Annotated in this window: 22 protein-coding genes; 16 read left to right on the forward strand and 6 right to left on the reverse strand. The window is 72.8% G+C overall.

What is annotated here, in order from left to right; genetic code table 11:
- Positions 1–2 precede the first annotated feature (2 nt).
- Positions 3–560, forward strand: a complete 558-nt coding sequence (locus tag ACFQTY_RS05760) for a flavodoxin domain-containing protein (protein WP_291759382.1) — start codon at positions 3–5, stop codon at positions 558–560.
- 96 nt (positions 561–656) lie between these two features.
- Here the strand turns inward: ACFQTY_RS05760 and ACFQTY_RS05765 are convergent, their stop codons facing one another.
- Positions 657–1,508, reverse strand: a complete 852-nt coding sequence (locus ACFQTY_RS05765) for a serine/threonine-protein kinase (RefSeq protein WP_378098468.1) — start codon at positions 1,506–1,508, stop codon at positions 657–659.
- Between the two features lie 109 nt (positions 1,509–1,617).
- Here ACFQTY_RS05765 and ACFQTY_RS05770 point away from each other — a divergent pair, with 109 nt between their 5' ends.
- From ACFQTY_RS05770 to ACFQTY_RS05805, 8 genes are all read left to right on the forward strand, one after another.
- Complete coding sequence (locus tag ACFQTY_RS05770; RefSeq protein ID WP_378098471.1) at positions 1,618–2,670, forward strand: LacI family DNA-binding transcriptional regulator; 1,053 nt, start codon at positions 1,618–1,620, stop codon at positions 2,668–2,670.
- A 270-nt stretch (positions 2,671–2,940) separates the two neighbouring features.
- The gene (locus tag ACFQTY_RS05775) at positions 2,941–4,593 is read left to right on the forward strand and encodes a glycoside hydrolase family 13 protein (RefSeq protein WP_378098474.1); all 1,653 of its coding nucleotides are present in this window, start codon (positions 2,941–2,943) and stop codon (positions 4,591–4,593) included.
- Between the two features lie 149 nt (positions 4,594–4,742).
- On the forward strand, positions 4,743–6,134 hold the full coding sequence (locus ACFQTY_RS05780) for an ABC transporter substrate-binding protein (protein ID WP_378098477.1): 1,392 nt from the start codon (positions 4,743–4,745) through the stop codon (positions 6,132–6,134).
- A gap of 89 nt (positions 6,135–6,223) precedes the next feature.
- Positions 6,224–7,261, forward strand: a complete 1,038-nt coding sequence (locus ACFQTY_RS05785) for a carbohydrate ABC transporter permease (protein WP_378098480.1) — start codon at positions 6,224–6,226, stop codon at positions 7,259–7,261.
- A complete protein-coding gene (locus tag ACFQTY_RS05790; RefSeq protein WP_378098483.1) occupies positions 7,258–8,157 on the forward strand; it encodes a carbohydrate ABC transporter permease in 900 nt (299 codons plus the stop codon). Before ACFQTY_RS05785 ends, ACFQTY_RS05790 begins: the two co-directional genes overlap by 4 nt.
- A 60-nt stretch (positions 8,158–8,217) precedes the next feature.
- Positions 8,218–9,402 carry a ferrochelatase gene (locus tag ACFQTY_RS05795; RefSeq protein ID WP_378098486.1) on the forward strand — a complete coding sequence of 395 codons (1,185 nt, stop codon included), beginning with the start codon at positions 8,218–8,220 and terminating at the stop codon, positions 9,400–9,402.
- A gap of 52 nt (positions 9,403–9,454) precedes the next feature.
- Positions 9,455–10,153 carry a hydrogen peroxide-dependent heme synthase gene (gene hemQ / locus ACFQTY_RS05800; protein WP_378098489.1) on the forward strand — a complete coding sequence of 233 codons (699 nt, stop codon included), beginning with the start codon at positions 9,455–9,457 and terminating at the stop codon, positions 10,151–10,153.
- A gap of 58 nt (positions 10,154–10,211) precedes the next feature.
- Positions 10,212–10,571, forward strand: a complete 360-nt coding sequence (locus ACFQTY_RS05805; RefSeq protein WP_337973234.1) for an META domain-containing protein — start codon at positions 10,212–10,214, stop codon at positions 10,569–10,571.
- Positions 10,572–10,584: 13 nt separating this feature from the next.
- Here the strand turns inward: ACFQTY_RS05805 and ACFQTY_RS05810 are convergent, their stop codons facing one another.
- Positions 10,585–11,835, reverse strand: a complete 1,251-nt coding sequence (locus ACFQTY_RS05810) for a Glu/Leu/Phe/Val dehydrogenase (RefSeq protein WP_291759373.1) — start codon at positions 11,833–11,835, stop codon at positions 10,585–10,587.
- A gap of 40 nt (positions 11,836–11,875) precedes the next feature.
- Complete coding sequence (locus ACFQTY_RS05815; RefSeq protein WP_378098493.1) at positions 11,876–12,925, reverse strand: LacI family DNA-binding transcriptional regulator; 1,050 nt, start codon at positions 12,923–12,925, stop codon at positions 11,876–11,878.
- A 526-nt stretch (positions 12,926–13,451) separates the two neighbouring features.
- Here ACFQTY_RS05815 and ACFQTY_RS05820 point away from each other — a divergent pair.
- The 4 genes from ACFQTY_RS05820 to ACFQTY_RS05835 all read left to right on the forward strand — a co-directional run bounded on the left by ACFQTY_RS05820 (position 13,452) and on the right by ACFQTY_RS05835 (position 17,834).
- Positions 13,452–14,750: an ABC transporter substrate-binding protein gene (locus ACFQTY_RS05820; RefSeq protein ID WP_291759367.1), complete on the forward strand. Its 1,299-nt coding sequence runs from the start codon at positions 13,452–13,454 to the stop codon at positions 14,748–14,750.
- A 92-nt stretch (positions 14,751–14,842) separates the two neighbouring features.
- On the forward strand, positions 14,843–15,850 hold the full coding sequence (locus ACFQTY_RS05825) for a carbohydrate ABC transporter permease (RefSeq protein WP_299166830.1): 1,008 nt from the start codon (positions 14,843–14,845) through the stop codon (positions 15,848–15,850).
- Complete coding sequence (locus ACFQTY_RS05830) at positions 15,847–16,770, forward strand: carbohydrate ABC transporter permease (RefSeq protein ID WP_291759363.1); 924 nt, start codon at positions 15,847–15,849, stop codon at positions 16,768–16,770. Before ACFQTY_RS05825 ends, ACFQTY_RS05830 begins: the two co-directional genes overlap by 4 nt.
- Positions 16,771–16,781: 11 nt before the next feature.
- Positions 16,782–17,834: a LacI family DNA-binding transcriptional regulator gene (locus ACFQTY_RS05835; protein ID WP_291759660.1), complete on the forward strand. Its 1,053-nt coding sequence runs from the start codon at positions 16,782–16,784 to the stop codon at positions 17,832–17,834.
- A 28-nt stretch (positions 17,835–17,862) separates the two neighbouring features.
- Here the strand turns inward: ACFQTY_RS05835 and ACFQTY_RS05840 are convergent, their stop codons facing one another.
- Positions 17,863–18,366: a DUF2505 domain-containing protein gene (locus tag ACFQTY_RS05840; protein WP_291759361.1), complete on the reverse strand. Its 504-nt coding sequence runs from the start codon at positions 18,364–18,366 to the stop codon at positions 17,863–17,865.
- Positions 18,367–18,492: 126 nt separating this feature from the next.
- On the opposite strand from ACFQTY_RS05840, the gene ACFQTY_RS05845 reads away from it, so the two are divergent.
- On the forward strand, positions 18,493–19,977 hold the full coding sequence (locus ACFQTY_RS05845; protein WP_291759358.1) for a sensor histidine kinase: 1,485 nt from the start codon (positions 18,493–18,495) through the stop codon (positions 19,975–19,977).
- A gap of 146 nt (positions 19,978–20,123) precedes the next feature.
- Here ACFQTY_RS05845 and ACFQTY_RS05850 read toward each other — a convergent pair whose 3' ends face one another.
- Positions 20,124–20,372, reverse strand: a complete 249-nt coding sequence (locus ACFQTY_RS05850) for a WhiB family transcriptional regulator (protein ID WP_291759356.1) — start codon at positions 20,370–20,372, stop codon at positions 20,124–20,126.
- 454 nt (positions 20,373–20,826) lie between these two features.
- Between ACFQTY_RS05850 and ACFQTY_RS05855 the strand changes: the two genes are divergently transcribed.
- Entirely contained in the window at positions 20,827–21,330 is a 504-nt protein-coding gene (locus ACFQTY_RS05855) for a hypothetical protein (RefSeq protein ID WP_291759353.1), read from the forward strand.
- A gap of 10 nt (positions 21,331–21,340) precedes the next feature.
- On the opposite strand, the gene ACFQTY_RS05860 is transcribed toward ACFQTY_RS05855, so the two are convergent.
- The gene (locus tag ACFQTY_RS05860) at positions 21,341–25,225 is read right to left on the reverse strand and encodes an FtsK/SpoIIIE domain-containing protein (protein WP_378098500.1); all 3,885 of its coding nucleotides are present in this window, start codon (positions 25,223–25,225) and stop codon (positions 21,341–21,343) included.
- Positions 25,226–25,389: 164 nt separating this feature from the next.
- Here ACFQTY_RS05860 and ACFQTY_RS05865 point away from each other — a divergent pair, with 164 nt between their 5' ends.
- Positions 25,390–26,088 (forward strand): response regulator transcription factor, encoded by a 699-nt coding sequence (locus tag ACFQTY_RS05865; protein ID WP_263729324.1) that lies wholly within the window; start codon positions 25,390–25,392, stop codon positions 26,086–26,088.

Below are 26,088 nucleotides of genomic sequence, written 5' to 3' on the forward strand. Positions count from 1 at the left end.
TGATGAGAGTCCTGGTTACGGTCGCGTCCCGCCATGGCGCGACGTGGGAGATCGGCGAGGTGATCGCCGAGGTCCTCGCCGACCGCGGTCTCGACGTGGAGACCCGCGCGCCGGAGGACGTCGCGACGCTGGACGGGATCGACGCGGTCGTCCTGGGCTCCGCGGTGTACCTGGCGCACTGGATGCCGTCCGCACGTGACCTGGCCGACCGTCAGACCCAGGAGCTGCGGAAGCGTCCCGTGTGGCTGTTCTCCTCGGGTCTCGCGGTGCAGCCGGCGGCGTCGGCGAACTCGCCCCACGAGCTCCTCGCGCTGCGGGACCAGCTGCAGGCCCGGGGTCACAGGAGCTTCCGGGGTCGGTTGGACCGCTCGTTGCTCACGTTCACGGAGCGCGCCGCCATCGCGGGCGCCCGTGCGCGCGAGGGTGACCATCGCGACATGGGTGCGGTCCGCGCGTGGGCGGCCGAGGTGGCCGACGACCTGATCGCGCGCCCCGAGTCGCTGCCTGCCTCGGCGGAGGGTGCGTCGTTGCTCCACGAGCCGCGGCACGCCGCGGTCTGAGCCCGGTCCGCCCGTTCGCCCGTCCCGGCGGGCACCCACGGCCGTAAGGCGCCTCGCGGCGCCAGCCGGAGGTCGATGTCGCCGTACCCGGCTCGGTCAGCCGGCCGCCGGCGCGAACCGCAGGGCCCGGAGCTCCGCGGCGACGGCCGTGATCGGCGGGCGGTTCGCCGCTTCCAGCTCCGTCATGCCGCGGAGCAGCCGCTCCCAGTCTCGGCCGAACCGGGTGGGCACGTCGGGCGCGCGCAGGAGCCGCGCGAGGCCGCTCGCGATCGGGTCGCCGGGATACGCCCGCTCGCCGGTGAGGCACTCCATCAGCACCAGGCCGAGCGAGTAGACGTCCGTCGCTGCCGTCAGCGGTCGGCCGAGCGCCTGCTCTGGGCTCTGGTAGCCCGCGGTGGCCGCCGAGTCCTCGCTGTGCGACCGCTCCGACGGCACCGCGATGCCGAAGTCCGCCAGCACGACGGGCAGCCCGGGCCCGTGGGTCGCACCACCGGGGCGCGGGTCCGCGACCAGCACGTTCGCCGGCTTCACGTCCCGGTGCAGCACCCCGGCACCGTGCGCGTGGGCGAGCGCCAGCGCCAGCTGGCGCCCGACGTCCGCCGTGACCGCCGGGCCGAGCGGACCGTCCCGCAGCACGTCGCGGAGCGTGGGCCCGGGCACCAGCTCCATCACCAGGAAGGCTACGGAGCTGCCGTCCTCGAGGACGTCGGAGCCGACGTCGAGGAGCGCGACGAGCGCGGGATGGCTCAGTCCCGCGAGCACGCGCGCCTCCTGTGCGTACCGGCGGATCTGGTCCGGCGACGCGGAGTCGAGTGGGAACAGCTTGACGGCGACAGGTCGGTGCAACCGAAGGTCGGTCGCCTGGACCACGTGCGCCTGGCCCCCGTGCCCCAGCGCGTGGCCCAGGAGGTATCGGTGCGCCAGACGGGTGCCTGGGGCAGGGGTCACGGAACACGACGGTAGGAGCGTGCGGGTCTGGCCGCACGTCGAGGAGCGGCTTGCGGCCACTTGCGCGATCTTGCAAGCCACTTGCGTCAGATCCGCGTAGGATCGGGGCATGTCACGACGTCTGGCAGAGGTGGCCCGCAAGGTCGGTGTGTCCGAGGCGACGGTCAGCCGGGTGCTGAACGGGAAGCCCGGCGTGTCGGAGCAGACGCGTGAGGCCGTCCTCACGGCGCTGGACGTGCTCGGCTACGAGCGGCCCACCAAGCTGCGCGGAGAGCGGGCACGGCTCGTCGGCCTGGTCCTGCCCGAGCTGCAGAACCCCATCTTCCCGGCGTTCGCCGAGGTCGTCGGAGGTGCCCTCGCCCAGCAGGGCTTCACCCCGGTGCTCTGCACGCAGACGGCGGGCGGCGTCTCGGAGGAGGACTACGTCGACCTGCTGCTCGGTCAGCAGGTGTCGGGCATCGTCTTCGCGGGCGGGCACTACGCCCAGCGCGGTGCGAGCCACGACCACTACCGCCTGCTGTCCGACCGAAAGCTACCGGTCGTCCTGATCAACGCGTCGATCGAGGAGCTCGCGTTCCCGACGGTCTCCTGCGACGACGTGGTCGCGGTCGAGCAGGCGCTCGGTCACCTGGTCTCGCTGGGCCACACGAGGATCGGTCTGCTGCTCGGGCCCGAGGACCACGTGCCGTCGGAGCGCAAGCTGCAGGCGGCGCGGGACGTTGCCGCGCGCCTGGGCCTCGACCTGGACGACCGCCTGGTGGCGCGGTCCACCTACTCCCTCGAGAGCGGTCAGGCGTCCGCGACGCGGCTGCTGCGGCACGGCGTCACGGGGATCGTCTGCGCGTCCGACCCGCTCGCGCTCGGCGCGATCCGCGCGGTCCGGCGGTCCGGGCGGCGGGTGCCCGACGACGTGTCGGTGGTGGGTTACGACGACTCGGCGTTCATGAACTGCACCGAGCCCCCACTGACCACGGTGCGGCAGCCGATCGACGCGATGGGCCGGGCGGCGATCGACCTGCTCGTCGCCCAGATCCGCGGTGCAGCGGTGGCGAGCGACGAGCTGCTGTTCGAGCCGGAGCTGGTGGTGCGGGGCTCCACGGGCCCGGCCCCGACCGCGCCGGCCGCCGACGCGGACGCGCGGTCGGCTGCCGTCGCGCGCTGAACGTCCGTACCGACTGCTCCGACGTCCTCGCTGACCGCCCGGCGGCATGCCGGCGGTGTCGGCGCGCGCCCAGGCGCGCCCGTCCTCGCGACTGTCACGTTTCGATTGCGCTCATGTCGAGTTCTTGCGTTGTATCAGTCGACGGCTTTATGGTCTGTGGCGAGACGATGACGTCCCGTCCGGAGGGCCGAGTGCCCGTCCGAACGGGTCCGACGAGACGAGGACCCTGTGCCGTGCCCGTCCGAACGGGTCCGACGAGACGAGGACCCTGTGCCGCAGCAGCACCGTCCCGACGCCCTGTGGTGGCGGGACGCGGTGATCTACCAGGTCTACCCGCGCAGCTTCGCCGACGGTGACGGCGACGGCACGGGCGACCTCACCGGTCTGCGGGCGCGGCTGCCGTATCTGGCCGGCCTCGGGGTGGACGCGCTGTGGGTCACGCCCTGGTACGCGTCGCCGATGGCCGACGGCGGCTACGACGTGGCCGACTACCGCCGGATCGACCCCGCCTTCGGCACGCTCGAGCAGGCGGAGCAGGTGATCGCCGACGCACGAGCGCTGGGCATCCGGACCATCGTCGACGTCGTCCCCAACCACGTCTCCGACCAGCACGCGTGGTTCCGGGCCGCGCTGGCCGCGGCTCCAGGCTCTCCCGAGCGGGCGCGGTTCTGGTTCCACCCCGGCACGGGTCCGAACGGGGACACCATGCCGACGCACTGGCGGTCGGACTTCGCCGGCAGCACCTGGACACGGACCACCGAGCCGGACGGGACGCCGGGGGAGTGGTACCTGCACCTGTTCACCCCGCAGCAGCCGGACCTGAACTGGTCCAACCCGGACGTGGTGGCCGAGCACCTCGACATCCTCCGGTTCTGGTTCGACCGCGGCGCCGCCGGCATCCGGATCGACTCCGCGGCCCTCCTGGTCAAGGACCCGGCACTCCCGGAGGTCCCGCTGAACCCGGGACCAGGTGCCCACCCGCACGTCGACCGCGACGAGCTGCACGACATCTACCGGGGCTGGCGCGCGGTCGCCGACTCGTACCCCGACACGCGGGTGCTGGTCGGCGAGGTGTGGCTCGCGGACCCCGAGCGGTTCGCCCGCTTCCTGCGGCCCGACGAGATGCACACCGCCTTCAACTTCGACTTCATGGCCCGGCCCTGGCAGGCCGCCGCGCTGCGGGAGTCGATCGACTCGACGCTCGCCGCGCACGCCTCGGTCGGTGCGCCACCGACGTGGGTGCTGTCCAACCACGACGTGACACGGCCCGTCACCCGGTACGGACGGGCCGACACCGGCTTCTCGTTCGCCGCCAAACGCTTCGGTACCCCGACCGACCTCGACCTGGGGCGTCGTCGGGCGCGCGCCGCCGCTCTCCTGGCCGCCGCCCTCCCGGGCCCCTGGTACGTGTACCAGGGCGAGGAGCTGGGCCTGCCGGAGGTCGAGGACCTTCCGCCGGAGGTGCTCCAGGACCCGATGCACTTCCGGTCCGGGGGGGCCGACCCCGGGCGCGACGGCTGCCGGGTGCCCCTGCCGTGGTCGGGGACCGCGGCGCCCTACGGGTTCAGCCCGCCCGACGCCACCCACGAGCCGTGGCTCCCGCAGCCGGCGGACTGGGGCGCGCTCACGGTCGAGGCGGAGGAGGCCGACCCGCGGTCGATGCTGCACCTCTACCGCGAGGCGATCCGCGTCCGGCACGGCGAGCCGAGCCTCGGCGACGGGCCGCTGTCCTGGCTGTGGTCGTCGCCCGACGTGCTGGCGTTCGCCCGGGGCGACGTGACGTGCGTCGTCAACCTCGGCGCAGCAGCGGTGGAGCTGCCGCCGCACACCCACGTCCTGCTCTCGAGCGAACCGCTCGAGTCAGGCCGGCTGCCGCGCGACACCGCCGCGTGGCTGCGCACCGCACCTCCGGTCGTCGTCTGACCGCCCGCGGGACCACGGCTGCGCGCTCTGGTCCACGCACCACCGATGCACCAGGCCCGGTGCGGCACGCCGGGCGCACCACCCAGATGAACCACACCGATGCAGCACCCGTGTCCCGGCCAACCCGGGACGTCCCAGAAGGAGTGACGATGAGGTCCTCATGCACCGCCGCGCTCGGTATCGCCGGCGTGGTCAGCCTCGGCCTGCTGGCCGCGTGCAGCTCGGCCGGGGGCGCCACGTCGGCGTCGTCGACCAGCGCCGCGCCCCAGAAGGTCACCATCACGGTCGCCGGTCTGCTCCCCGGCGCCAAGCAGGACGCGGTCGACGCGCTGAACACCCGCGTCAAGGAGTTCGAGGCGAAGTACCCGAACATCACCGTGCAGCCGCAGGAGTACCAGTGGCTCGCGACGACGTTCGCCGCCCAGCTGGCCGGCGGGACGCTGCCCACCGTCTTCGAGATCCCCGTGACGGACGGCAAGACCCTGATCCAGAACGGCCAGCTCGCCGACATCGACGCGCAGGTCAAGCAGCTGCCGTACGCCAACGACTTCAACCAGGCCGTGGTCTCGAACGCCAAGGGCGACGACGGCAAGTTCTACGCGGTGCCCGCCAAGTCGTTCTACAGCGTGGCGCTGCACTACAACCGCAACCTGTTCACCAAGGCCGGCCTGGACCCGGACAAGCCGCCGACCACGTGGGACGAGGTCCGCAAGGACGCCAAGATCATCCACGACAAGACCGGGGTGGCCGGCTACGGGATGATGGCGCTCGACAACGCAGGCGGCTGGCAGCTGGTGGCGGCGGCGAACTCGCGCGGCGGGACGGTGCAGACCACCGACGGCAAGGGCAAGTACAGCGCCACGCTGAACGACCCGGCGGTCAAGGCGCACCTCGAGTGGCTCAAAGCGCTGCGCTGGGAGGACAGCTCGGTCTTCCCCGACGTGACCCTCGGCTGGGCTGAGATCAACCAGGCCTTCGCCGGTGGCCAGCTCGCCATGTACACGTCCGGCTCGGACATCTACACCGCGCTGGTGCAGAACCAGGGGCTGACCAAGGACTGGGGCTACGGCCTGACGGCCATCCCGACGCAGAACGGCGGTGGCGCGCTGGGTGGCGGCACGCTCGCGGCGGTGAAGGTGCAGGCCACAGCGGCGGAGAAGGACGCCGCCGTCAAGTGGATCGACTTCTGGTACCTGTCCAAGCTGCTCGACCAGGACCAGGCCGTCGCGGACGCCAAGGCCCAGTCGGCCTCCGGCCAGGCCGTCGGGACGCCGGTGCTGCCCATCTTCAGCAAGGACCAGTACACGAAGTCCCTCGGCTGGATCAAGGACTACGTCAACGTCCCGCTGGAGAGCATGAAGGGCTACACGGACGTCATGTTCACCCAGAAGCTGGTGGGCGAGCCGAGCCATGCCACGCAGGACACCTACGCCCTGCTGTTCCCCGTGGTCCAGGCCGTGCTGACCGACAAGAACGCGGACGTCGACAAGCTGCTCGCCAACGCGAACACGCAGGGCCAGGCCCTGCTCGACCGCAGCTGACCGCCCGGGCGCCCGGCCGGTCCGCCTCGACCGGCCGGGCGCCGCCGCAGCGCCGCCCTACCGGCCGGCGCAGACGAGAGGACGCCACCATGACCACCGACGACGTCGTCGAGGTCCGCTCCCGGTCTGCGGGTCCCCGCGGCGGCCGACGGGCCGACCGCACGGCCGGTGCCCGAACGGACGCTCGCGGCGCTCCCACCCCGCGCCCGCCCGCCGACCAGGGACGCCGACCACGCCGTGGACCTGCGACGTGGGTCCGCGGCGGCGGGCTGTCCGCCCTGGTGTTCGGCCTGCCGGCGATCGTGGTGTTCGGCGTCTTCTCCTGGATGCCGATCGTCAAGGCCGTCGTGATGAGCCTGCAGCGGACCAACCTGGTCACCACGCACTGGGTCGGCCTGGCGAACTTCCACCGCGTGCTGACGGACCCGGTGCTCCCGATGGCCGTCCGCAACACCCTGTGGTTCGCCCTCCTCGCCCTGGTGTTCGGCTATCCCGTACCGCTGGTCGGTGCCGTGCTGATGAGCGAGGTCCGTCGCGCCAAGGGGCTGTACTCCGCGCTCGCGTACCTGCCGGTGGTCGTCCCGCCGGTGGTCGCCGTGCTCCTGTGGAAGTTCTTCTACGACCCGCGTCCCACCGGGGTGTTCAACACCGTCCTGGGCTGGGTCGGCATCGCCCCGGTGCCGTGGCTGCAGTCGATCTCGCTGGCGATGCCGTCCCTGGTGCTCGAGGCGACGTGGGCCGCAGCCGGCGGGACGGTGATCATCTACCTCGCGGCGCTGACGTCGGTGCCGGCGGAGCTGTACGACGCCGCCGAGGTGGACGGCGCCTCCGTCTGGGGCAAGGTGTGGCACGTCACGCTGCCGCAGCTGCGCGGCGTCCTGTTCATCACGTTGATCCTGCAGGTGATCGGCACCGCGCAGGTGTTTCTCGAGCCCTACCTGTTCACCGGCGGCGGCCCCAACAACGCGACCGTCACGATCCTGCTGCTGATCTACCGCTACGCGTTCGGCAACAGCCTGGGCGGCCGGTACGGCGAGGCGACGGCGCTGTCGCTGATGCTCGCGGCGGTGCTCGCCGTGCTGTCCGTCGTCTACTTCCGTCTGACCCGCCGCTGGAGCACCACATGAGCGCCCGCACCGCTGAGCCGACCGCCCGGACCGCCGTCTCCGACGTCGAGTGGCGCCGCCCACGGGTCCGGCTGCCGTGGCAGGGGATGCACGTGGTGCTGCTCGGCCTGCTCCTCGTGTGGTGCCTCGGTCCGCTCGTGGTGCTGGTGAAGTTCGCCATCACCCCGACCCAGGACATCCTGTCCCACCCGCTCGCGCTGTTCCCGCACGGCGTCGCGTGGAGCAACGTCACGGCCGCCTGGAACGACGTCCACGTCAGTCGGTACTTCCTCAACACGGTGGTGCTGGCGGCGGGGTCGTGGGCGTCGCAGATCCTCGTGGCGACGACGGCCGGCTACGTGCTGTCCGTGCTGCGGCCGGCGTGGGCCCGCGTGCTCAACGGTGCCGTGCTGGCCACGCTCTTCGTGCCGGCCGTCGTGCTGCTGGTGCCGTTGTACCTGGTGATCCTGCACCCACCGGTGATCGGGCACTCGCTGGTCAACTCGTTCTGGGCCGTGTGGCTGCCGGCCGGCGCGAGCGCGTTCAACGTCGTGCTGATCACGCGGTTCTTCGACAACCTGCCCCGCGAGGTGTTCGAGGCGGCGCGGGTCGACGGAGCGGGTCCGTACCGCCTGTTCTGGTCCGTGGTGCTGCCGATGAGCAAGCCGATCCTCGGCGTCGTCTCGGTGTTCGCCGTCATCGCGTCGTGGAAGGACTTCCTCTGGCCGCTGCTCGTGCTGCGCAACCCCGACCTGCAGCCGCTCTCGGTACGGCTGCCGTCGCTGCAGGCCACCACCGACCTCGGCGTGCTGATGGCCGCCCTCGCGATCTCGACTCTGCTGCCCGTCGTGCTGTTCCTGCTGTTCCAGCGGATGTTCCTGCGCGGTGCCGGCCTGGGCGGGGCGGTCAAGGGCTGAGCGCCCGGCGCCGACGGACCCCGGGGCGGAGCGCAACGGTGACGATGCGATGATCGGGGGGTGCCCACCTCGCCCGACCTGACCCGTCCGTCCGACGCCCCGGACGCGCAGCCGCTCGCACCGTACGACGCCGTGCTGCTGCTCTCCTTCGGCGGGCCCGACGGTCCCGACGACGTCATGCCGTTCCTGCGGAACGTCACCGCGGGGAAGAACATCCCGGACGCCCGGCTGGAGCAGGTGGCCGAGCACTACCACCACTTCGGCGGCGCCAGCCCGATCAACGGCCAGAACAAGGCCCTGCTGGCGGCCCTTCGAGCCGAGCTCGACGCGCGCGGCGTGGGCACACCGCTCGTGTGGGGGAACCGGAACTGGGCACCCTTCACGCTGGATGCGCTGACGGAGGCGTACGCGGCCGGCGCCCGCCGGGTGCTGGCGGTGGTGACCAGCGCGTACTCGTCGTACTCCGGCTGCCGGCAGTACCGCGAGGACCTCTGGAAGGCCCTCGACGGGCTCGCCGCCCAGGTGGCCGGCCCTGGTGCCGACCACCCGTTGCAGGTCGACAAGATCCGGGCGTACTTCAACCATCCCGGTTTCGCCGAGGCGGCCGCCGACGCGGTGGCCGACGCCTTCGCGCAGCTGCCGCAGGACGGCGACGGAGCCCGCCTCGTCTTCGTCACCCACTCGATCCCGACGACGATGGACGAGGCGTCCGCGGTGTCCGGGGCCAGCTACACGGACCAGCACCGCGACGTCGCCACCGTCGTCGCGGCGACCGCCGGCGAGCGCCTCGGCCGCACGCTCGACTGGGACCTGGCGTTCTGCTCGCGCTCCGGCCCGCCGAACCAGCCCTGGCTGGAGCCCGACGTGAACGACCACCTGCGCGCGCTGGACGCGGCGGGGACCCGTGCGGTGGTCCTGGCGCCCATCGGCTTCGTGTCCGACCACATGGAGGTCGTGTACGACCTGGACACCGAGGCGCTCGCGACGGCGGCGGAGCTGGGCATGACGGCCGTCCGCGCCGACACGGTCGGCGTGCGGGCACCGTTCGTGTCGGGGCTCGTCGACCTGCTGCTCGAACGCGCGGCGCACGAGCGGGACCGATCGGCCGGGCAGCTGCCCGAGGCGGGCCCCGTGGTCGGCGACCTGCCGGCCTGGTCCGAGATCTGCCGCCCCGGCTGCTGCCTGCAGCGCGCCGGAGCGCCGTCGGGCGTGCCGGCCGCGTGCTCGGCGGACCCGCTGTCCTGACCGTCCGGCCGCGCGCGACCAACCCCCTGACCCAGCTGACCGAGGAGACCCTGTGACCACCGTCGACGCCGAGACCGTCAACTCCAGCCTGCGCTACACGATGTGGGCCGTCTTCGCGCTCGAGGACGCGCTCCCCGTGGACGACGAGGAGCGTGCCGCCCTGGTCGCGGAGGCGGAGCAGGCCGTCGCTTCCGACCCCGGGCTCGTCGTCCGCGGGTGGTACGACGTCTCGGGCCTGCGGGCCGACGCCGACCTGATGGTGTGGTGGCACGCGGAGACGGTGGAGCAGGTGCAGGGTGCGTACCAGCGGCTGCGGGCCAGCGAGCTTGGTTCCGTGCTCACGCCGGTGTGGTCCGTCGTGGGCCTGCACCGGCCGGCGGAGTTCAACCGTTCCCACGTGCCGGCGTTCCTCGCAGGCGAGGAGCCCGGTGCCTACATCTCCGTCTACCCGTTCGTCCGGTCGTACGACTGGTACGTGCTGCCGGAGGAGGAGCGCAGCCGGATGCTCGCGCAGCACGGCCGCGCCGCCGCCCCCTTCCCGGACGTGCGGGCCAACACCGTCGCGACGTTCGCCCTGTCGGACTACGAGTTCCTGCTCGCGTTCGAGGCGCCGGAGCTGCACCGGATCGTCGACCTGATGCGCACGTTGCGCGGGGTGGACGCCCGGCTGCACGTGCGCGAGGAGATCCCGTTCTTCACCGGACCCCGCACCGCGCTCGCCGACTGGGCGGACAAGCGGCCCCTCCGCTGATCGGCGGTCTCGGCGGCACGCCGGTGCGCATGCGCCCGCGGCGGTCCATGATCGGCGCATGACCATCGACCTGCGTGGCACGTGGACGCTGGTGGAGCTGGACGACTCGTCGCCCGCCGCCGGACCGCGAGGCCCCGTGCACCTGACCTTCGACGGTGACGGTCAGGTGTACGGGATGGCGGGTGTGAACAGCGTCCGCGGCACGTGGACGCTCGAGGACGGCCGGCTGCAGCTGGGCCCGCTCGTCTCCACGCTGCTCGCCGGCGACCCCGAGCCGATGGCGACCGAGCAGGCCCTCGTCGCCCTGCTCCGCGAGCCGTTGCAGGTGACGGTCGACGAGGACCGCCTGCGGCTCGCGGCCGACGACGGGTCGACCGCGCTGCTGGCGCGCGCCGACCCGTCCGTCGTCCTCGTCTGACCTGCGTCCCCGGTCAGGGGTACAGGCCGCGGATCAGGTGCGCCTCGGCCACCCGGCGCACACCGATCACCAGGGCGGCGTCCCGCAGCGAGATGCCCTCGGCACGGGACACCTGGGACACGGCGGCGTAGGCCTCGAGCATGCGGTGCTCCAGGCGCTCCTCGATCTCCCGCTCGGTCCACCAGTACGCCTGGTTCGCCTGCACCCACTCGAAGTAGGAGACGACCACGCCGCCGGCGTTGGCGAGGATGTCCGGCACCACCACCACGCCGCGATCGGCCAGCACGCGGTCACCCTCCGTCGTCGTCGGCCCGTTCGCGGCCTCGACGACCCACCGCGCCTTGACCCGTGCGGCGCTCTCCTCGTCCAGCACACCCTCGACGGCGGCCGGGAACAGCACGTCGACGTCGAGCGCCAGCAGCTCCGCGGGGTCGAGCGGATCGGCGTCGGCGAACCCGACCACGGACCCGGTGCGCGCCACGTGTGCCGACAGCGCCGCGACGTCCAGCCCGTCGGACCGGACGATCGCGCCTCGCTCGTCTCCCACCGCGACGACGCGGCAGCCCTTCTCGTGCAGAAAGCGGGCCAGCGGACCGCCCACCTTGCCGAAGCCCTGGATCGCCGCGCTGACCTCGTCCAGACGCACGCCGGCGTCGCGCAGGGTCGCGGTCGCGGCGTGCAGCACCCCGCGTGAGGTGGCCGTCGCCCGGCCGAGCGACCCGCCGACGGCCAGCGGCTTGCCGGTGGTGACGGCCGGGATGGTGAACCCGCGGTTGACCGAGTAGGTGTCCATCACCCAGGCCATGATCTGCTCGTCCGTCCCGATGTCCGGCGCCATGACGTCGCGCTCGGGACCGATCATGGGCATGATCTCGCTGGTGTAGCGGCGGGTGACCCGCTCCAGCTCGGAGGAGGAGTAGGCCCGCGGGTCGATGGTGACACCGCCCTTCGCGCCGCCGTACGGCAGCTCGACGACGGCACACTTCCAGGTCATCCACATCGCGAGCGCCCGGACCTCGTCGATGTCGACGCTCGGCGCGTACCTCAGTCCGCCCTTGCCGGGCCCGCGGGAGATGTTGTGCTGCACGCGGTAGCCGTGCAGCAGCTCGACGTGGCCGTCGTCACGGCGCAGCGGCACGGCCACGTGCAGCTCGCGCCGGGGTTGGCGCAGGACGGCGTGCATGCCGTCGTCGTACCCGAGGATCTGCACGGCTGTCGCCAGCTGCGCTCGCGCCGTCGCGAGCGGAGAGGGAGAGGGGTTCATGGGGCCACGATGCCACCCACCTGCTGACCGGGCCGGTTGCCTACGCCGAGGCGCGCACCACCAGCTCGGGGGCGAAGATCAGCGGCGGCGTGGGCGTCGCGCCCTGCAGCTGGTCCAGGAGGCGCAGGCCGGCCGCCCGCGCCATCGCGACGACCGGCTGGATCACCGACGTCAGCGGCGGCTGGGTCGAGGCCGCGACCCCGAGGTTGTCGTAGCCCACCACGGCGACGTCCTGGGGCACCTCCCGGCCGAGCTCCGCCAGCACGGGCAGCGCACCGGCCGCCATCAGGTCCGACGCGATGAAGATGCCGTCGACGTCCGGGTACTCGGTGAGCAGCCGCCGGGCCGCCTCGGCGCCGGAGACGATGGTGAAGTCGCCGTGCACCACGGCGTCGTCGCGCTGGCCGGCGGCGGTCATCGCCTGCCGCCAGCCGATGAGGCGGTCGATGCCGGCGGACATGTCCTCGGGTCCGGCGATCGTGCCGATCCGCCGGCAGCCCCGGTCCAGGAGGTGCTGCGTGGCCATCCGGCCGCCCTGCACGTTGTCGGTGTCGACGTACTGCAGCCGGGAGTCCACCTCGGGCGTCGCGGACAGCGGTCGCCCGACGAACACGCTCGGCAGCCGGAGCTCGACGAGGGCCCGGTCCAGGGTGTCGTCGCGGTGGTGCGACACCACGATGGCGCCGTCCACGTGGCCGTTGCGCAGGTATCGGACCGTCCGCTCGTTCTGCCCGGGACGGGCGATGACGAGCACCACCTGGATCTCGGTGTCCGCCAGCGCGCTCGCCAGACCGTTCAGGGTGCCCGCGAAGAACGGGTCGGACAGCACCCGCTCGTCCGGCTCCGGCACGACGAGGGCGATCGAGTCCGTCCGTCGCGTGACCAGCGACCGCGCGGCCCGGTTGGGGGAGTAGCCGAGGTCCGCCACGGCCGCCTCGACCGCCAGCAGGGCCTCGGGGGAGACCCGCAGCCCTCCGTTGATCGCCCGCGACGCCGTGGACCGGGACACGCCGGCTTTCGCGGCGACCTGCTCGAGCGTGGGGACGGCCGGGCGCGCGGCATCCACGCCGCGCACGAGGCGGTCGGCCATGCTGCCTCCTCCACTGCCTGGGGATGAGCCGGGACGAGATCCGTCCCGGTCAGGACACCCTCCTGGTCTGGAACCTAGCGCGGCGCGCCCGTCGATCCACATCCGGGCCGCCCGCGTCTCGTTCTGCGCGCCATGGGCACCGGGCGCGGCGCGTGCCGGGACGGACCGCCGGCGCGGCTCCGGTTTGGGAGCGCTCTCCTCGGTCACCTTGGAAGCGCTCCTACGAAAATGGGGTCCCGGGCTGGCGTGCCGGGTCTCCGCGCGGCTGCGGAGGGCTAACGATTCGGTAACGCCAGCCGGTCGTGCAAGCCCCTGACCTGCATGGATGCGTTCCCACGCCGCAACGTCACCTGATCCCTGCTTGACAGCCCCCGGGGGACGCAAGAGGGTTCCGGCAGCGCGTGGGAACGCTCCCGCAAGGTGGTGGGAGCGAGTCCACGGGGCATCAGCCCTCGTCCGCGCCGGGTGGTGCGGACGACGACCGGTTGACGGCAGAGCTGCCGTCAAGACGACGAGGGAGTCAGCAGTGCACAAGTCACGCACGGTGTGGGCCGCGGCCGCAGGCCTGACCGGCATCGCCCTGGCGGTGACCGGATGCTCGACGGGCAGCAGCAGCAACAGCGCGAGCACGGCGTCGTCCGGCGGCAAGGTCACCCTGAAGGTGCAGACCTTCAACGAGTTCGGCTACGCCGACCTCTTCACCGAGTACATGAAGGACCACCCGAACGTCACGATCGTCAGCGACAAGGCGGCCAAGTCCGACGACGCGCGCGCCTCCGTCAAGAACTCCATCGCGACCAGCACCGTCACCGACGACATCGTCGCCGCGGACGTCGACTGGATGCCCGAGCTGCTGAAGTCCTCCGACTTCTTCGCCGACGTCAAGACGACGGACAACGCCAAGCGCTGGCCCGACTGGAAGATGGCCCAGGCCACCGACGCGTCCGGCAAGCTGATCGGCCTCGGTACCGACTCCGGCCCGCAGGGCGTCTGCTACCGCAAGGACCTGTTCCAGAAGGCCGGCCTGCCGACCGACCGCGCCCAGGTCGCGACGCTGCTCGGCGGCTCCAGCGCGACGTGGGACCAGTACTTCGCCACCGGCCAGAAGTTCATGGCCGCCAACACCGGGGCTGCCTGGTTCGACTCCCTCGGGGCCCTCGCCCAGGTGGCGAACAACCAGCAGGCTGAGCCGTTCGAGTCCAAGTCGGACGACTCCATCACCGTCGGCAAGTCGGACTCGAACGCCAGCAAGGTCTTCACCATGCTGACCTCGCACACCGACCAGTCCGCGCACCTCGCCCAGTGGACCGACGACTGGACGAAGGCCTTCGCCTCCGACAAGTTCGCCACGGTCATGTGCCCCGCGTGGATGACGCAGATCATCGCCGGTGACGCTCCCGACCAGAAGAACTGGGACATCGCCGACGTCCTGCCCGGCGGTTCCTCCAACTGGGGCGGCTCGTTCCTGCTGGTCCCGGCCAAGGGCAAGAACGTCACGGAGGCCAAGGCGCTCGCCGACTGGCTGACCGCCCCGGCCCAGGCCGCGAAGGTGTTCGTCAAGTTCGGCAACTTCCCGAGCCAGACCGACGCCGTCAAGGACGCCACGGTCACCGCGAAGACGGACACCTACTTCAACAACGCCCCGACCGGCCAGATCTTCTCCAACCGGTTCTCGGCCGTCTCGAAGCAGCCGTACCGCGGTTCGCACTACTTCGACATCAACGACCAGTTCGGAAAGGCGCTGACCCGGGTCGACGTCGACAAGACGGACAACGCCGCGGCCTCGTGGCAGAAGTTCCTCGACGCCGTCAAGCAGCTCGGCTGACAACGGTATGACCAGCGGGGTCGGGGCGTCGCCGTCCCGACCCCGCTGGTCGCCCGCGCACCCGCAGTCAAGTCGGACGAGGAGTTGCTCCCATGGTCACCATCACTGAGTTGCCGACGCGCCCGCGCGACGTACGGCCTCGCCGCCGGATCGGCATGCGTCAGCGGCTCGGCCGCTGGGACGTCAAGGTGTCGCCCTACCTGTACATCTCGCCGTTCTTCGTCCTGTTCGCCATCACCGGCCTCTTCCCGCTGCTCTACACGGCGGTCGTCTCGCTCCACAAGTGGAACCTGCTGACCGGTGAGGGTCCGTTCGTCGGGCTCAAGAACTACGTCGACGTGCTGCACCAGCCCTTCTTCTGGAAGGCGCTGCGGAACACTTTCAGCATCTTTGCGCTGTCGACGATCCCGCAGATCATCATCGCCCTGGTCATCGCCGCCGTGCTCAACGCGAACCTGCGCGCTCGTACGTTCTGGCGGATGGGCGTCCTGGTGCCCTACGTGGTCGCACCGGTCGCCGTCGCGATGATCTTCGGCCAGATCTTCTCCGACCAGTCCGGCATGATGAACGCGATCCTCTCCAAGGTCGGCATCAGCCCTGTCGGCTGGCACTCCAACGTGCTGGCGAGCCACCTGGCGATCGCCAACATGGTCAACTACCGGTGGACCGGGTACAACACGCTGGTCATCCTGGCCGCGATGCAGGCCATCCCCAACGACATCTTCGAGGCGGCCATCATCGACGGCGCCTCCCGGGTGCGGCAGTTCTTCTCGGTGACGATCCCGATGATCCGGCCGACCCTGATCTTCGTCATCATCACGTCGACCATCGGCGGCCTGCAGATCTTCGACGAGCCGACGATGTTCGACCAGCAGAACTCCGCGACCACCGCCGGCGGCGCCGACGGCCAGTTCGTCACGGTGACCATGTACCTGTACCAGCTGGGCTGGGGCAGCCAGAACAACCTCGGGCGGTCGGCTGCGGTCGCGTGGCTGCTGTTCCTCGTCATCCTCGCGATCTCGTTGGTGAACTACTGGTTCACCAACCGGATCGCGTCCGACTCCGGCGCCGTGCGCCGGGCACGGAAGGTCCGGTCATGAGCGCGCCGTCCATCCCCTCGATCGAGCAGTTCGCCGGCCGCGGTGCGGCCAGGGCGGCGGCTCGTCGCCAGAACCACCGAGGATCCGGCGCCGAGCGGCGGCCTCGCTGGCTGACCTACACGATCCTCACGATCGTGCTGCTGATCGCGATCTACCCGCTGTACTACGCGTTCCTGATCGCGTCCTCCACCAAGGAGGACGTGGCACGTCACCCGATCCCGTCGCTGGTCCCGGGATCGCACCTCTTCGAGAACATGCTCTCGGTCATCAACTCCGACATCGGGTTCTGGTCCGCACTGGTGAACTCGATCATCGTGTCGACCGTCACGGCCGTGTCCGTGGTGCTGTTCTCCACCCTCGCGGGCTACTCGTTCGCCAAGCTGCGGTTCCGCGGCCGCGGGCCGCTGCTGGTCTTCGTCATCGCCACCACGGCGATCCCCACCCAGCTCGGTGTGGTGCCGCTGTTCCTGGTGATGAAGCAGCTGCACCTCATCGGCAAGCTGCCGGCGGTCATCCTCCCGGCGCTCGTCACGGCGTTCGGCGTGTTCTGGATGACCCAGTACCTCGAGGGCGCGCTGCCGTACGAGCTGATCGAGGCCGCACGCGTCGACGGTGCCTCGATGTTCCGCACCTTCTGGTCGATCGCGCTCCCCGCGGCTCGTCCTGCTGCCACGATGCTCGGCCTGTTCGCGTTCGTCGCCAACTGGACGAACTACTTCTGGCCCCTGGTCGTGCTCGGTGCGGTGCCCGGGAGGACCACGCTGCCGGTGGCGCTGAAGATGCTCCAGGCCCACTACTACGCCGACTACTCGCAGGTGATGGCCGGTGTGTTCGTCTCCGTGCTCCCGTTGCTCGTGATGTTCATCCTGGCCGGTCGCCAGCTGGTGTCGGGCATCATGCAGGGAGCGGTGAAGGGCTGAGCACCGTCCGGCTGAGGGACGGGCGGCCCCGCCAGACGCACCAGCACGGTGGGGTCGCCGGGGTCCCTCCCACCCTCGAGGAGGTCGCGGCACGGGCGGGCGTCTCCCGGTCCACGGCGTCACGGGCGATCAACGGTGGCGATCGCGTCTCGCCCGCGGCCCTGGCCGCGGTCAACGCCGCCGTGCTGGACCTCGGCTACTCGCCGAACCGTGCGGCACGGTCGTTGGTGACGCGCCGCACCGACTCGATCGCGCTGGTGGTGCCCGAGCCCGACGAGCTGGCGCTGTCGGACCCGTTCGTGCTGGCCGTGCTCCAGGGGCTGTCGAGCTCGCTCGCCGACTCCGACGTGCAGGTGGTGCTGGTGATCGCGCGGCCGGGGCAGTCCGAGCGGACGTTGCGGTTCCTGCAGGGCGGTCACGTCGACGGTGCCATCGTCGTCTCCCACCACCGCGGGGGAGACCTCGATGCCGTCCTGGCGCAGCTGCCCCAACCGCTCGTGTTCGTCGGCCGGCCGCTGGTCGGCGCCTCGACCGGGCTCGAGCAGTACGTCGACACGGACAACGTCGACGGTTCGGTCCAGGCGACCCGCCACCTCATCGACACCGGCCGGCGGCGGATCGCGATGATCGCGGGGCCGCCGGACATGTCGGCGGGGGTCGACCGGCTCGCGGGCTGGCGGCAGGCGCTGACCGAGAAGGGCCGGCCGGTGAACGCGATCGTGCACGCCGACTTCACGCTCGCGGGCGGACAGGCGGCGACGCACCGACTGCTGGACGAGCACCCGGACGTCGACGGCATCGTGGCCGCGTCCGACCTCATCGCCGTCGGGGCCATGGCTGCGCTGGCCGCGCGGGGGAAGCGCGTACCGGAGGACGTGGCGGTCGTCGGGTACGACGACCTGGGGGTCGCGGCCACCGCGCACCCGCCGTTGACGACGGTCGTTCAGCCCGCGGTGGCGATGGCGCGGGCTGCCGGCGAGCGGTTGCTGGAGCTGCTCGCGGGCGGACCGCCCCGGGAGCCCGAGGTGTTCCCGGCGACCCTGGTGGTCCGGGCCTCGAGCTGATCCGGCGGGGCTTCCCGCCTCGTCCGCCCTAGTGCGCGTTCTCCGCGAGCCACCGAGCCGCGATGGCCTGCTCGGCCTCGAGTGCGTCCCGGACGGCGCCTGCTGCCGCCTTCTCCACCGCGGCGCCGAACAGGGGCACCGCGGCCCTCAGCTCACCGTCGTAGGTCAGTGTGCAGCTGTACGGCGTCACGGCACGCAGGCTGGTGCGCCCCGTCAGCCGCACCGGCGCCCCGACCACCTCGACCACCACGGTCCCGTGGCGGCCGTCCTCGTCGGGCTCGTCCCACGCCTCGACCTGTCGCACGTCGATCCGCGCCCCGACGAAGGACCGCAGCTGTGCCGGGATCTGGTCCGTCGGCAGCGAGCGTCGCGTCGTGACCGTGAACCCGTCCGCCGGTGAGCCGGCCACCACCACCTCACCGTCGGGGTCCCCGGTCGCGGCGACCTTGGCGCGCACGTAGCCGGGGTCCGCGAGCATCCGACCCGCGCCGGCGAGGTCGGTGGGCAGGTCCAGGGTCACGCGCAGCTGCACGGTGAGCCTCCTCGGAGGGGGTCCGTCACCACCCGCGCCCGCGGGACGCTGGGCGCTTGTCGGTGAGGGTGAGGGTATCCCGCCGCGGGTCACGGCGGCGGGTCGTTCGCCGCCTACCCTGGTCCGGTGTCAACCCTGAGCACGCTCGCCGACAAGCACGGCAGCCTCGAGCCGGCTGACCTGGAGTGGCTGCACCTGCTGGTCGGGGACTGGCAGGTGATCTCCGACCTCGCGTTCGCCGACCTGGTGCTGTGGCTGCCCACCGCCGACGGCGACTTCGTCGCGGTCGCCCAGGTGCGCCCGTCGACCGCCGCGACGGTGCACTACGACGACGTGGTGGGCTCCCTGGTGCCCGAGGGGCAGCGGGCGCAGCTGCTCCGGGCCCTCGACGAGCAGCGGTCGCAGCGGTCGCGCGAGCCTCGCTGGTTCGGCGAGTACGCCGTGCGGGAGGAAGCCGTGCCGGTGGTCCGCAAGGGACGGGCGGTCGCGGTGCTGGCCCGCCAGACCAACCTGGGCGGCGCGCGGACACCGAGCCGGCTCGAGCTCAACTTCGTCGAGGCCGCCGACGACCTGCTCGGGATGGTGGCGCGCGGCGAGTTCCCCGCTGCGGACGCGCCGACCGGCCCTCGCCGCGGCGCACCTCGCGTGGCCGACGGTCTCATCCGGCTCAACGGCGAGGGCGAGGTGCTCTACGCCAGCCCGAACGCGCTCTCGTGCTTCCACCGGCTGGGCGCGCTGGGCGACCTCGTCGGGCGTTCCCTGATCGAGGTGACCACCGACCTGCTGGACGCCGACGCCACGGTCGACGAGTCGCTGCCCCTGGTGCTGATGGGCCGTGCGCCGTGGCGGGTGGACGTCGAGACGCGGGGTGTGGCGCTCTCGTTGCGCGCCGTGCCGTTGACGGAGGGCACCGAGCGCGTCGGCGCCGTGCTGCTGTGCCGGGACGTGTCCGAGCTGCGCCGCCGGGAACGGGAGCTGATCACCAAGGACGCGACGATCCGGGAGATCCACCACCGGGTGAAGAACAACCTGCAGACCGTCGCGGCGCTGCTGCGGCTGCAGTCCCGGCGGGTCGGCAGCGACGAGGCGCGGGAGGCGCTCGGCGAGGCGGAGCGCCGTGTCGCCACCATCGCCCTGGTCCACGAGACGCTGTCCCAGACGCTCGACGAGACGGTGCCGTTCGACGACCTGATCGGGCGCAGCCTCCGCCTCGCGGCCGACGTGGCGACGCAGGACGGTGCGCACGTGCGGACGCGGGTGCACGGCTCCTTCGGTCTGGTCCGGGCCGAGGACGCGACGGCGCTCGCCCTGGTGCTGACCGAGCTGGTGACCAACGCCGTCGAGCACGGGTTCAGCGGCCGCGCGGTGGGGACCGTGGAGATCACCGCAGAGCGGGCCGGCGACCTGCTGCACGTGACGGTGGCCGACGACGGTGCCGGCGTCCCGAGCGAGAAGGGGGCCGGCAGCGGGCTCGGAACGCAGATCGTGTCGACGCTGGTGCGCAACGAGCTGCGGGGGTCCATCGCCTGGCGTCCGCGGCCCGGCGGCGGCACCAGCGTCGAGCTCGAGGCTCGGCTGCGGGTCAACCGGGATGCGGCCACGGTGGCCTGACGTGCGGTGCTGCCCGGAGAGCAGCAGGACCGGCTCGCCAGTAGGCGGCCGGTCCTGAGGCTCGATCGGGTGCGAAGCAGCGGCCGCCTGCGGTCAATCCGCGCGGGACGCCGACGCGGGCGGGCTGACGGGGTGCGGCGCTCGGCTCAGCTGGCGCGGCGCTGGCGTGCGGTGCGGCGCTTGAGGGCCCGGCGCTCGTCCTCGGACAGACCGCCCCAGACACCGGCGTCCTGACCGGTCTCGATCGCCCACTTCAGGCAGGTGTCCACGACCTCGCAGCGACGGCAGACCGCCTTGGCCTCCTCGATCTGCACGAGCGCGGGGCCGGTGTTGCCGATCGGGAAGAAGAGCTCGGGGTCCTCGTCGAGGCACGCTGCGCGGTGGCGCCAGTCCATGACATCTCCTTGGCACACGACGGTCCGGCTGCCCGGTCGGGGGCATGGCGGACGGCCGCGAGAAATTGGGGGTGGGATGACTTGCTGCGTCAAGGTTCACATCCGCGGCGGGCCCGCACAAGGGTTACGGGAACGTTTCGACCCTGTGACGAGTGAGGCGTTCGTCACACCTGTGCACGTGCTGAGCGGACGGGACGGCGCCGGGTGGGGGCAGGTCCGGACGTTCGTCCAGGTCAGCCCATGAATTTCCAAATCAGGGCGCTGACCAGGGGTGCCGCAGCGATCGCGACCCGCCCGACCGTGGCGTCGAGGCGATGTGGGCCAGGTCACGCCGGTGGGCGAAGGTTGCCGGCTAGTGAACGTAGGACAAAGGACCTAGGCACTCTGGTGACGGTCTGGTCATCGCCACGTCGGGGATCTGCTATACGGCCCCGGGGGCCGTAGGGTCGTCGCCGTGCCACCCTCCTCGGACGCCCGCTCGACGGGGTCGCGGCCCTCCGGGTCCTCGCCGTCGGGACGTCGTACCCCATGGCAGTCCGACGAGGCCGCCGGCAGGCCCCGGCTGGTGTGGGCGGTCGTGGTGGCCGTCTGGGTGGAGGCGCTCGGCGCGGCAGCCGCCGTGGTCGCCCTGGTCGTCGTGGTGGTGCGCGGGACCGAGCTCGCTGCCGCATCGGTGGCGCTCGCCGTCCTCGCGGCCGGTCTGGCCGCGGTCCTCGCCGCCGCCGGTCGGGCGCTGCTGGCCGGGCGGCGGTGGGCGCGCAGCCCGGTGATCACCGTGCACGTGCTGATCGCCGCCATGGCGGTGGCCTCATGGCGCACCGCGCCGGCGCCGTGGCCCGCCGTCGGAGTCGCTCTCGGGGTCCTCGTGGTCGCGTTCCTGCTGCAGCGGTCCGTGGTGTCCTGGACCGACCGCACGAGCCCTCCGCGCCCGGCGGCCGGTCAGGACGGGCGGCGCTGAGCGTCGCCGGTCAGTCGGCGTGCGGGCCCCAGAGCTGAACAGGAGCGACGTCCCCGTCCCGGCGCAGGACCCCGCGCCCGGGTCGTCCTCCGACGGGGTCGACGAGCCAGCGTGCCTGCGAACCGATGAGGTCGAGGGAACCGGGCTCCCGCGGATCGAGGACGACGAGGCGGCGGGAACGCAGCATCGTCGGGACCAGCCCGCGGTAGCTGGCGACGGCGTGCGCGGTCGACGTCGCCGCCACCACGCGGAGCAGCGGTGCCCCGCCGGCCGCGCGACGCTGCGCACCAAGCCGTTCGGCGAGCTCCTGGGCGAGGTGAGCGTCCATCCGCTCGAGGTCGTCGAGGTCGTCGAGGACGAGCACCACCTCACCACCCGGACGGAGCGTCTCGAGCAGCCGTCCCGGTGGCGCGCCGGAGGAGGTATCGAGCAGCTCCGCCGCTCCGCACGTGGCGATGCCGAGGTGCTCCAGGGCTCTCGCTATGCCCACCAGAGCGGTGCTGCGCCCAGAACCGGCGGGCCCGGCGACCAGCAGCGAGTCGGTCAGGTCGACCTCGACGACGCCGTGCCCGTCCGCGCCCAGGCCGAGCGGGAGGTGCAGGCGGCAGTCCGCGGTCAGACGCGCCGGTGCGCCGCTCCAAGGTGCGATGCTCGGGGGCGCACAGAGCCGCAGAGGGCCATGCCGCCGTTGTGCGGGCGGCGTCGCCTGGACGGCGTCGGGGAGGGCGACCTGGCACAGGAGGGCTCCGGCGGCGCGGACGTGGACCGCCCTGCCCGGCGCGAGGCGCGGCGCGCTGAGTGCCGGGGGGACACCCGCCAGCGCGTCGAGCGTCGGATCGGCGACTCCCAGGACCAGGCGGTCGGGGAAGGCGCCGAGCAGCCGGCTGGTCAGCGGCGACACCGGCGCGCTCGCCGCCACGCAGACCGGTGGGTCCGAGCGCTCCCAGAGCGAGGTGAGCAGCTGTACCCCGGCACCGCGCGCCACCGAGGCGAGGTGGTCGAGCGCCCCGTCGAGCCCGTCGACCAGCAGCACCGGACGTCCGGACGCCGGAAGTCCCCGCGTCAGGGAGTCCAGCAGCCGAGCGACCGTCACCACGTCGTCGACCGCGGCCACCGTGCCGAGCCCCTCCGGGACCGCCCCTCGCAGCGCTTCGACCGCGGACGGTGGCAGGCCCAGGGCGTGCACGTCCCTGCCCGAGACGAGAGCCTGCCGGCCGACGGCGACCAGCGTCGTGCTGCGCCCGGAGCGCGGCCCGCCCAGCACGAGGAGGTGGCCGTCGTCCGGCCGCCAGCGGACGGTCGTCCGACGCTGCTCCTCCGACACGTCTGCCAACGCGAGCGCCAGTCCAGGGCCGGGGGCCAGGTCGGCGAGGGCGACGCGTTCGGGCAGCTCGGGAAGCCAGGGGACGTCGGGAGGAGGCATGTCGACCGCGGCAGCCCTGACGGCGGCGACCCAGCAGGCGACCGGGTCGGGCGCCGTTCCGGCTTCCCGCGCGAGAGGCGTCCACGCGGGTCCCGTGGGCCCGGCGCCGACCTCTTCCGCCGCGGGCCTCGCGAGCTGGACGCGGCGGTGTCGCCCGGAGGCGCCGGCCCGTGCGACCTGGACGGCCTCCGCGGCACCACCCCCACGGACGAGGACGCACCGACCCGGCGTGCCGGAATCGATCCGGGCCGCATCCGGGACGCCGACCAGGTCCACGGAGTCGGCGGCGTCGACCACCCGGAGCGCCACCCGGAGCGAGACGTTGGCCCGCAGCTCCGCCGGCACGGCACCCGCGGGGCGCTGGGTCGCCAGCACCAGGTGCACCCCGAGCGAGCGGCCCTGCGCGGCGGCCCGTGCGAGCCCGGGCACGAGCTCCGGCAGGTCGTCGGCCAGTGCGCGGAACTCGTCGATCACCACGAGCAGCCGCGGCGGGACCGGGCAGCCGGCGGCGGGCTGCAGCTCCTCGACGTCACGCACCCCGGCGCGGGCCACGATCCGCTCGCGGCGCCGCAGCTCCGCCCCCAGGCCGAGCAGCACGCGCCGCGCGCCGGCCGCGTCCAGGTCCGAGAGCCGACCGACCACGTGCGGCAGCGTGGTGAGTCCCGGCAGGCCCGTGCCGCCCTTGAAGTCGACGAGCAGGACGGCCAGGCGCCGGGGTGGGTACGTCAGGGCCAGTCCGAGCACGAGCGTGGTCAGCAGCTCGGACTTGCCCGCACCGGTGGTGCCGGCCACCACGGCGTGGGGTCCGTCGCGGACCAGGTCGAGCCACACGGCGCGGCCGTCCGGCCCCTCCCCGAAAGGGGTCCTCAGCCCGGGCGGCGGTGCCGACCAGGCCGCCGCGACCGCTGACGGCTCCGCCGCGGGCGTCCCGGGCAGGTCCACGAGCGCTGTCGCGTCGGGGCAACTGCTGAGCCGGATGCCGTCGACGGCGGTCGACGGCTCGGCGACCGCTGCGCCCGGTGCCTGCATCGCGCGGCCCAGTGCTCGCGCGTGCGCCTGTGCGACGTCGGCCCGGACCCCCACGCTCGGCACGACCCGTGGAGCTTCGTCGCCCGATCGCAGCACGGAACCGGCGGCCGTCACGGTCAGCACGTTCCGGCACCACGCCGGCGCAGCGGCGCTTCCTCTGCCCACCCAGAGCAGCCGCTGCGTCGCCGGAGCGTGAGCGCGCCACCGCGTCACCTCCGCGGCACTCTCGCCGCCGTCCACCACGACCAGTGCCCGCGGCGACGGGCCCGTGCGGGTCCCGGACGTGCCCGTGCCGGGGAGCGCGTGGGAGGCAGCACCGCTCCAGACCAGCCAGGCCCAGTCGGACACATGGCGACCGCGGACCGTGACGCTGCACGCCCCACGGCTGCCGAGCTCGCCCAGCACGATGGCCCGCGCCGCCGCCAGGACGGGCTCCTCCGCACCGACCACCGCGAGGCAGCCGTCGTCGTCCCACGGCGCCGGAACCGTCAGATCGGTCCCGGGCGCGCCGAGCGCCACGGCGAGGCGCAGGGACGCGATGTCGGGCGGTCCGCCGTCCACCGCGTTCTCCGGCGATGCCGGTGCCGCCGGCACCGTCCGTCGGTTCGCCCACCACAGGAGCGGTCCGGTGAGGCTCGTCAGGGCGAGCAGAGGTTGGTGCACGGCGACCGCGAGGACGACGCCGGTCACGGTGGTGCCCACGGTCGACGCCGCCATCGCCGCGAACCCGCCGCCGCGTCGGCCGCGTCGGCCCCTCGGTTCCGCGGTGCGTCCCGGACCGTGCGGGGCGGTGTGCTGGATCGGCGGTGCACCGGATCCCGGCGGCGCGGCGACGTCCCGCAGCTCGAGGACGCTGTCCCCGACGTGCACCGCGGCCCCGAGCGGCCAGCGTGCCCAGTGCCGACGGGGCAGGCGCCGGGCGCGGGTGGACCCCCGTCGCGCCAGGACCGCGTCACCCGTGGTCCGCACGAGCACCACGGGCCCGTGCCGCCGTCCGGTGGGCGTGCCCCGCCGGCGCGCCGCACGCACGCGGAGCCGCAGCGGCGACTGCCAGACGTCGTCCCGGACCACCAGCTCTTCGCCGGGGCCCACGGTGGTGCTGCGCACCAGCCCGACCGGCAGCACGGTGCCGGAGTCCGGTCCGGCGACGACCGCCAGGTGGCGGGCGCACGTCAGCACGCGCCGTTCCGGCGGCACGGCGCTGGGAGCGCCGACCGACAGCACAGCACCCGGCAGGACCGGGGTGAGGCCGACGGGGTGCGAGTCGTCCACGGGGACGCCGTCGGCCGTCAGGGTCGCCCTGAGGGAGGCCCATTCCGGTCGGCCGGTGAGCCGCGCGACCTCCGTGCGCAGCGTCGCCACCGACGTCCCTGCGTGGACCTCCAGGTCGGTCGCTCGTACCGGGTTCAGACCCTTGTCGGCATGGAGGACGGTCAGACGCACGCGCCGACCCTGTCGTCGAGACACCGACCCGTCGGGGCACCCGGACCGTCCGCGGAGCCGCGTGCCGATCCCCAGGGGCGTCGGTCGGTTCGGGCCCGTGCGAAAGTCCGCCCCACCTGCACGCCGGTGGCGGAGCAGACCCGCTCGTGACCTAGCATGGGCCAATGACCCAGGTGCTGCTGGCGGAGGACGATCCGGCGATTGCAGAACCTTTGGCCCGGGCCCTCGGGCGTGAAGGTTACGACGTGGACGTGCAAGGAACCGGTCAAGGCGCGATCGACGGTGCGCCGACGGCGGACCTGGTCGTGCTGGACCTCGGTCTCCCGGACATGGACGGCCTCGACGTCGCCCGTGCCATCCGCCACCAGGGGCTGAGCACGCCGGTGCTGGTGCTCACCGCACGCGCCGACGAGGTGGACCTCGTCGTCGGCCTCGACGCCGGCGCGGACGACTACGTGACCAAGCCGTTCAGGCTCGCGGAGCTGCTCGCACGCGTTCGTGCGCTCCTGCGGCGCAGCGGCGCGGAGCTCGTGGAGGACGACGAGCTGCACGCGCAGGACGTCCGGGTCGACGTCACTGCGCACCGAGCGTTCCAGGGAGAGCGGGAGCTGCACCTGACGGCCAAGGAGTTCGAGCTCCTCCGTGTCCTGGTCGGGTCGGCCGGTGCCGTCGTCGGCCGTGACGGCCTGATGCGTGAGGTCTGGGGGTCGGACCCGACGGGTTCGACCAAGACGCTCGACATGCACGTCTCGTGGCTGCGCCGCAAGCTCGGCGACGACGCCAACGCGCCGCGCTACATCACCACCGTGCGGGGGATGGGCTTCCGCTTCGAGACCGCACCCAGCGCGCTCGACCGGGTCTAG

Origin of the sequence: Cellulomonas sp. T2.31MG-18, assembly GCF_964266755.1 — a bacterium.
Classification (GTDB): Bacteria; Actinomycetota; Actinomycetes; order Actinomycetales; family Cellulomonadaceae; genus Cellulomonas.

What these genes read in the sequence shown, in the direction of transcription:
- ACFQTY_RS05805 (WP_337973234.1), top strand. Translation starts at nt 10,212, where the DNA reads ATGACCATCGACCTGCGTGGCACGTGGACGCTGGTGGAGCTGGACGAC.
- ACFQTY_RS05785 (WP_378098480.1), top strand. Translation starts at nt 6,224, where the DNA reads ATGACCACCGACGACGTCGTCGAGGTCCGCTCCCGGTCTGCGGGTCCC.
- ACFQTY_RS05760 (WP_291759382.1), top strand. Translation starts at nt 3, where the DNA reads ATGAGAGTCCTGGTTACGGTCGCGTCCCGCCATGGCGCGACGTGGGAG.
- ACFQTY_RS05810 (WP_291759373.1), bottom strand. Translation starts at nt 11,835, where the DNA reads ATGAACCCCTCTCCCTCTCCGCTCGCGACGGCGCGAGCGCAGCTGGCG.
- ACFQTY_RS05790 (WP_378098483.1), top strand. Translation starts at nt 7,258, where the DNA reads ATGAGCGCCCGCACCGCTGAGCCGACCGCCCGGACCGCCGTCTCCGAC.
- ACFQTY_RS05770 (WP_378098471.1), top strand. Translation starts at nt 1,618, where the DNA reads ATGTCACGACGTCTGGCAGAGGTGGCCCGCAAGGTCGGTGTGTCCGAG.
- ACFQTY_RS05825 (WP_299166830.1), top strand. Translation starts at nt 14,843, where the DNA reads ATGGTCACCATCACTGAGTTGCCGACGCGCCCGCGCGACGTACGGCCT.
- ACFQTY_RS05865 (WP_263729324.1), top strand. Translation starts at nt 25,390, where the DNA reads ATGACCCAGGTGCTGCTGGCGGAGGACGATCCGGCGATTGCAGAACCT.
- ACFQTY_RS05830 (WP_291759363.1), top strand. Translation starts at nt 15,847, where the DNA reads ATGAGCGCGCCGTCCATCCCCTCGATCGAGCAGTTCGCCGGCCGCGGT.
- ACFQTY_RS05780 (WP_378098477.1), top strand. Translation starts at nt 4,743, where the DNA reads ATGAGGTCCTCATGCACCGCCGCGCTCGGTATCGCCGGCGTGGTCAGC.
- ACFQTY_RS05815 (WP_378098493.1), bottom strand. Translation starts at nt 12,925, where the DNA reads ATGGCCGACCGCCTCGTGCGCGGCGTGGATGCCGCGCGCCCGGCCGTC.
- ACFQTY_RS05850 (WP_291759356.1), bottom strand. Translation starts at nt 20,372, where the DNA reads ATGGACTGGCGCCACCGCGCAGCGTGCCTCGACGAGGACCCCGAGCTC.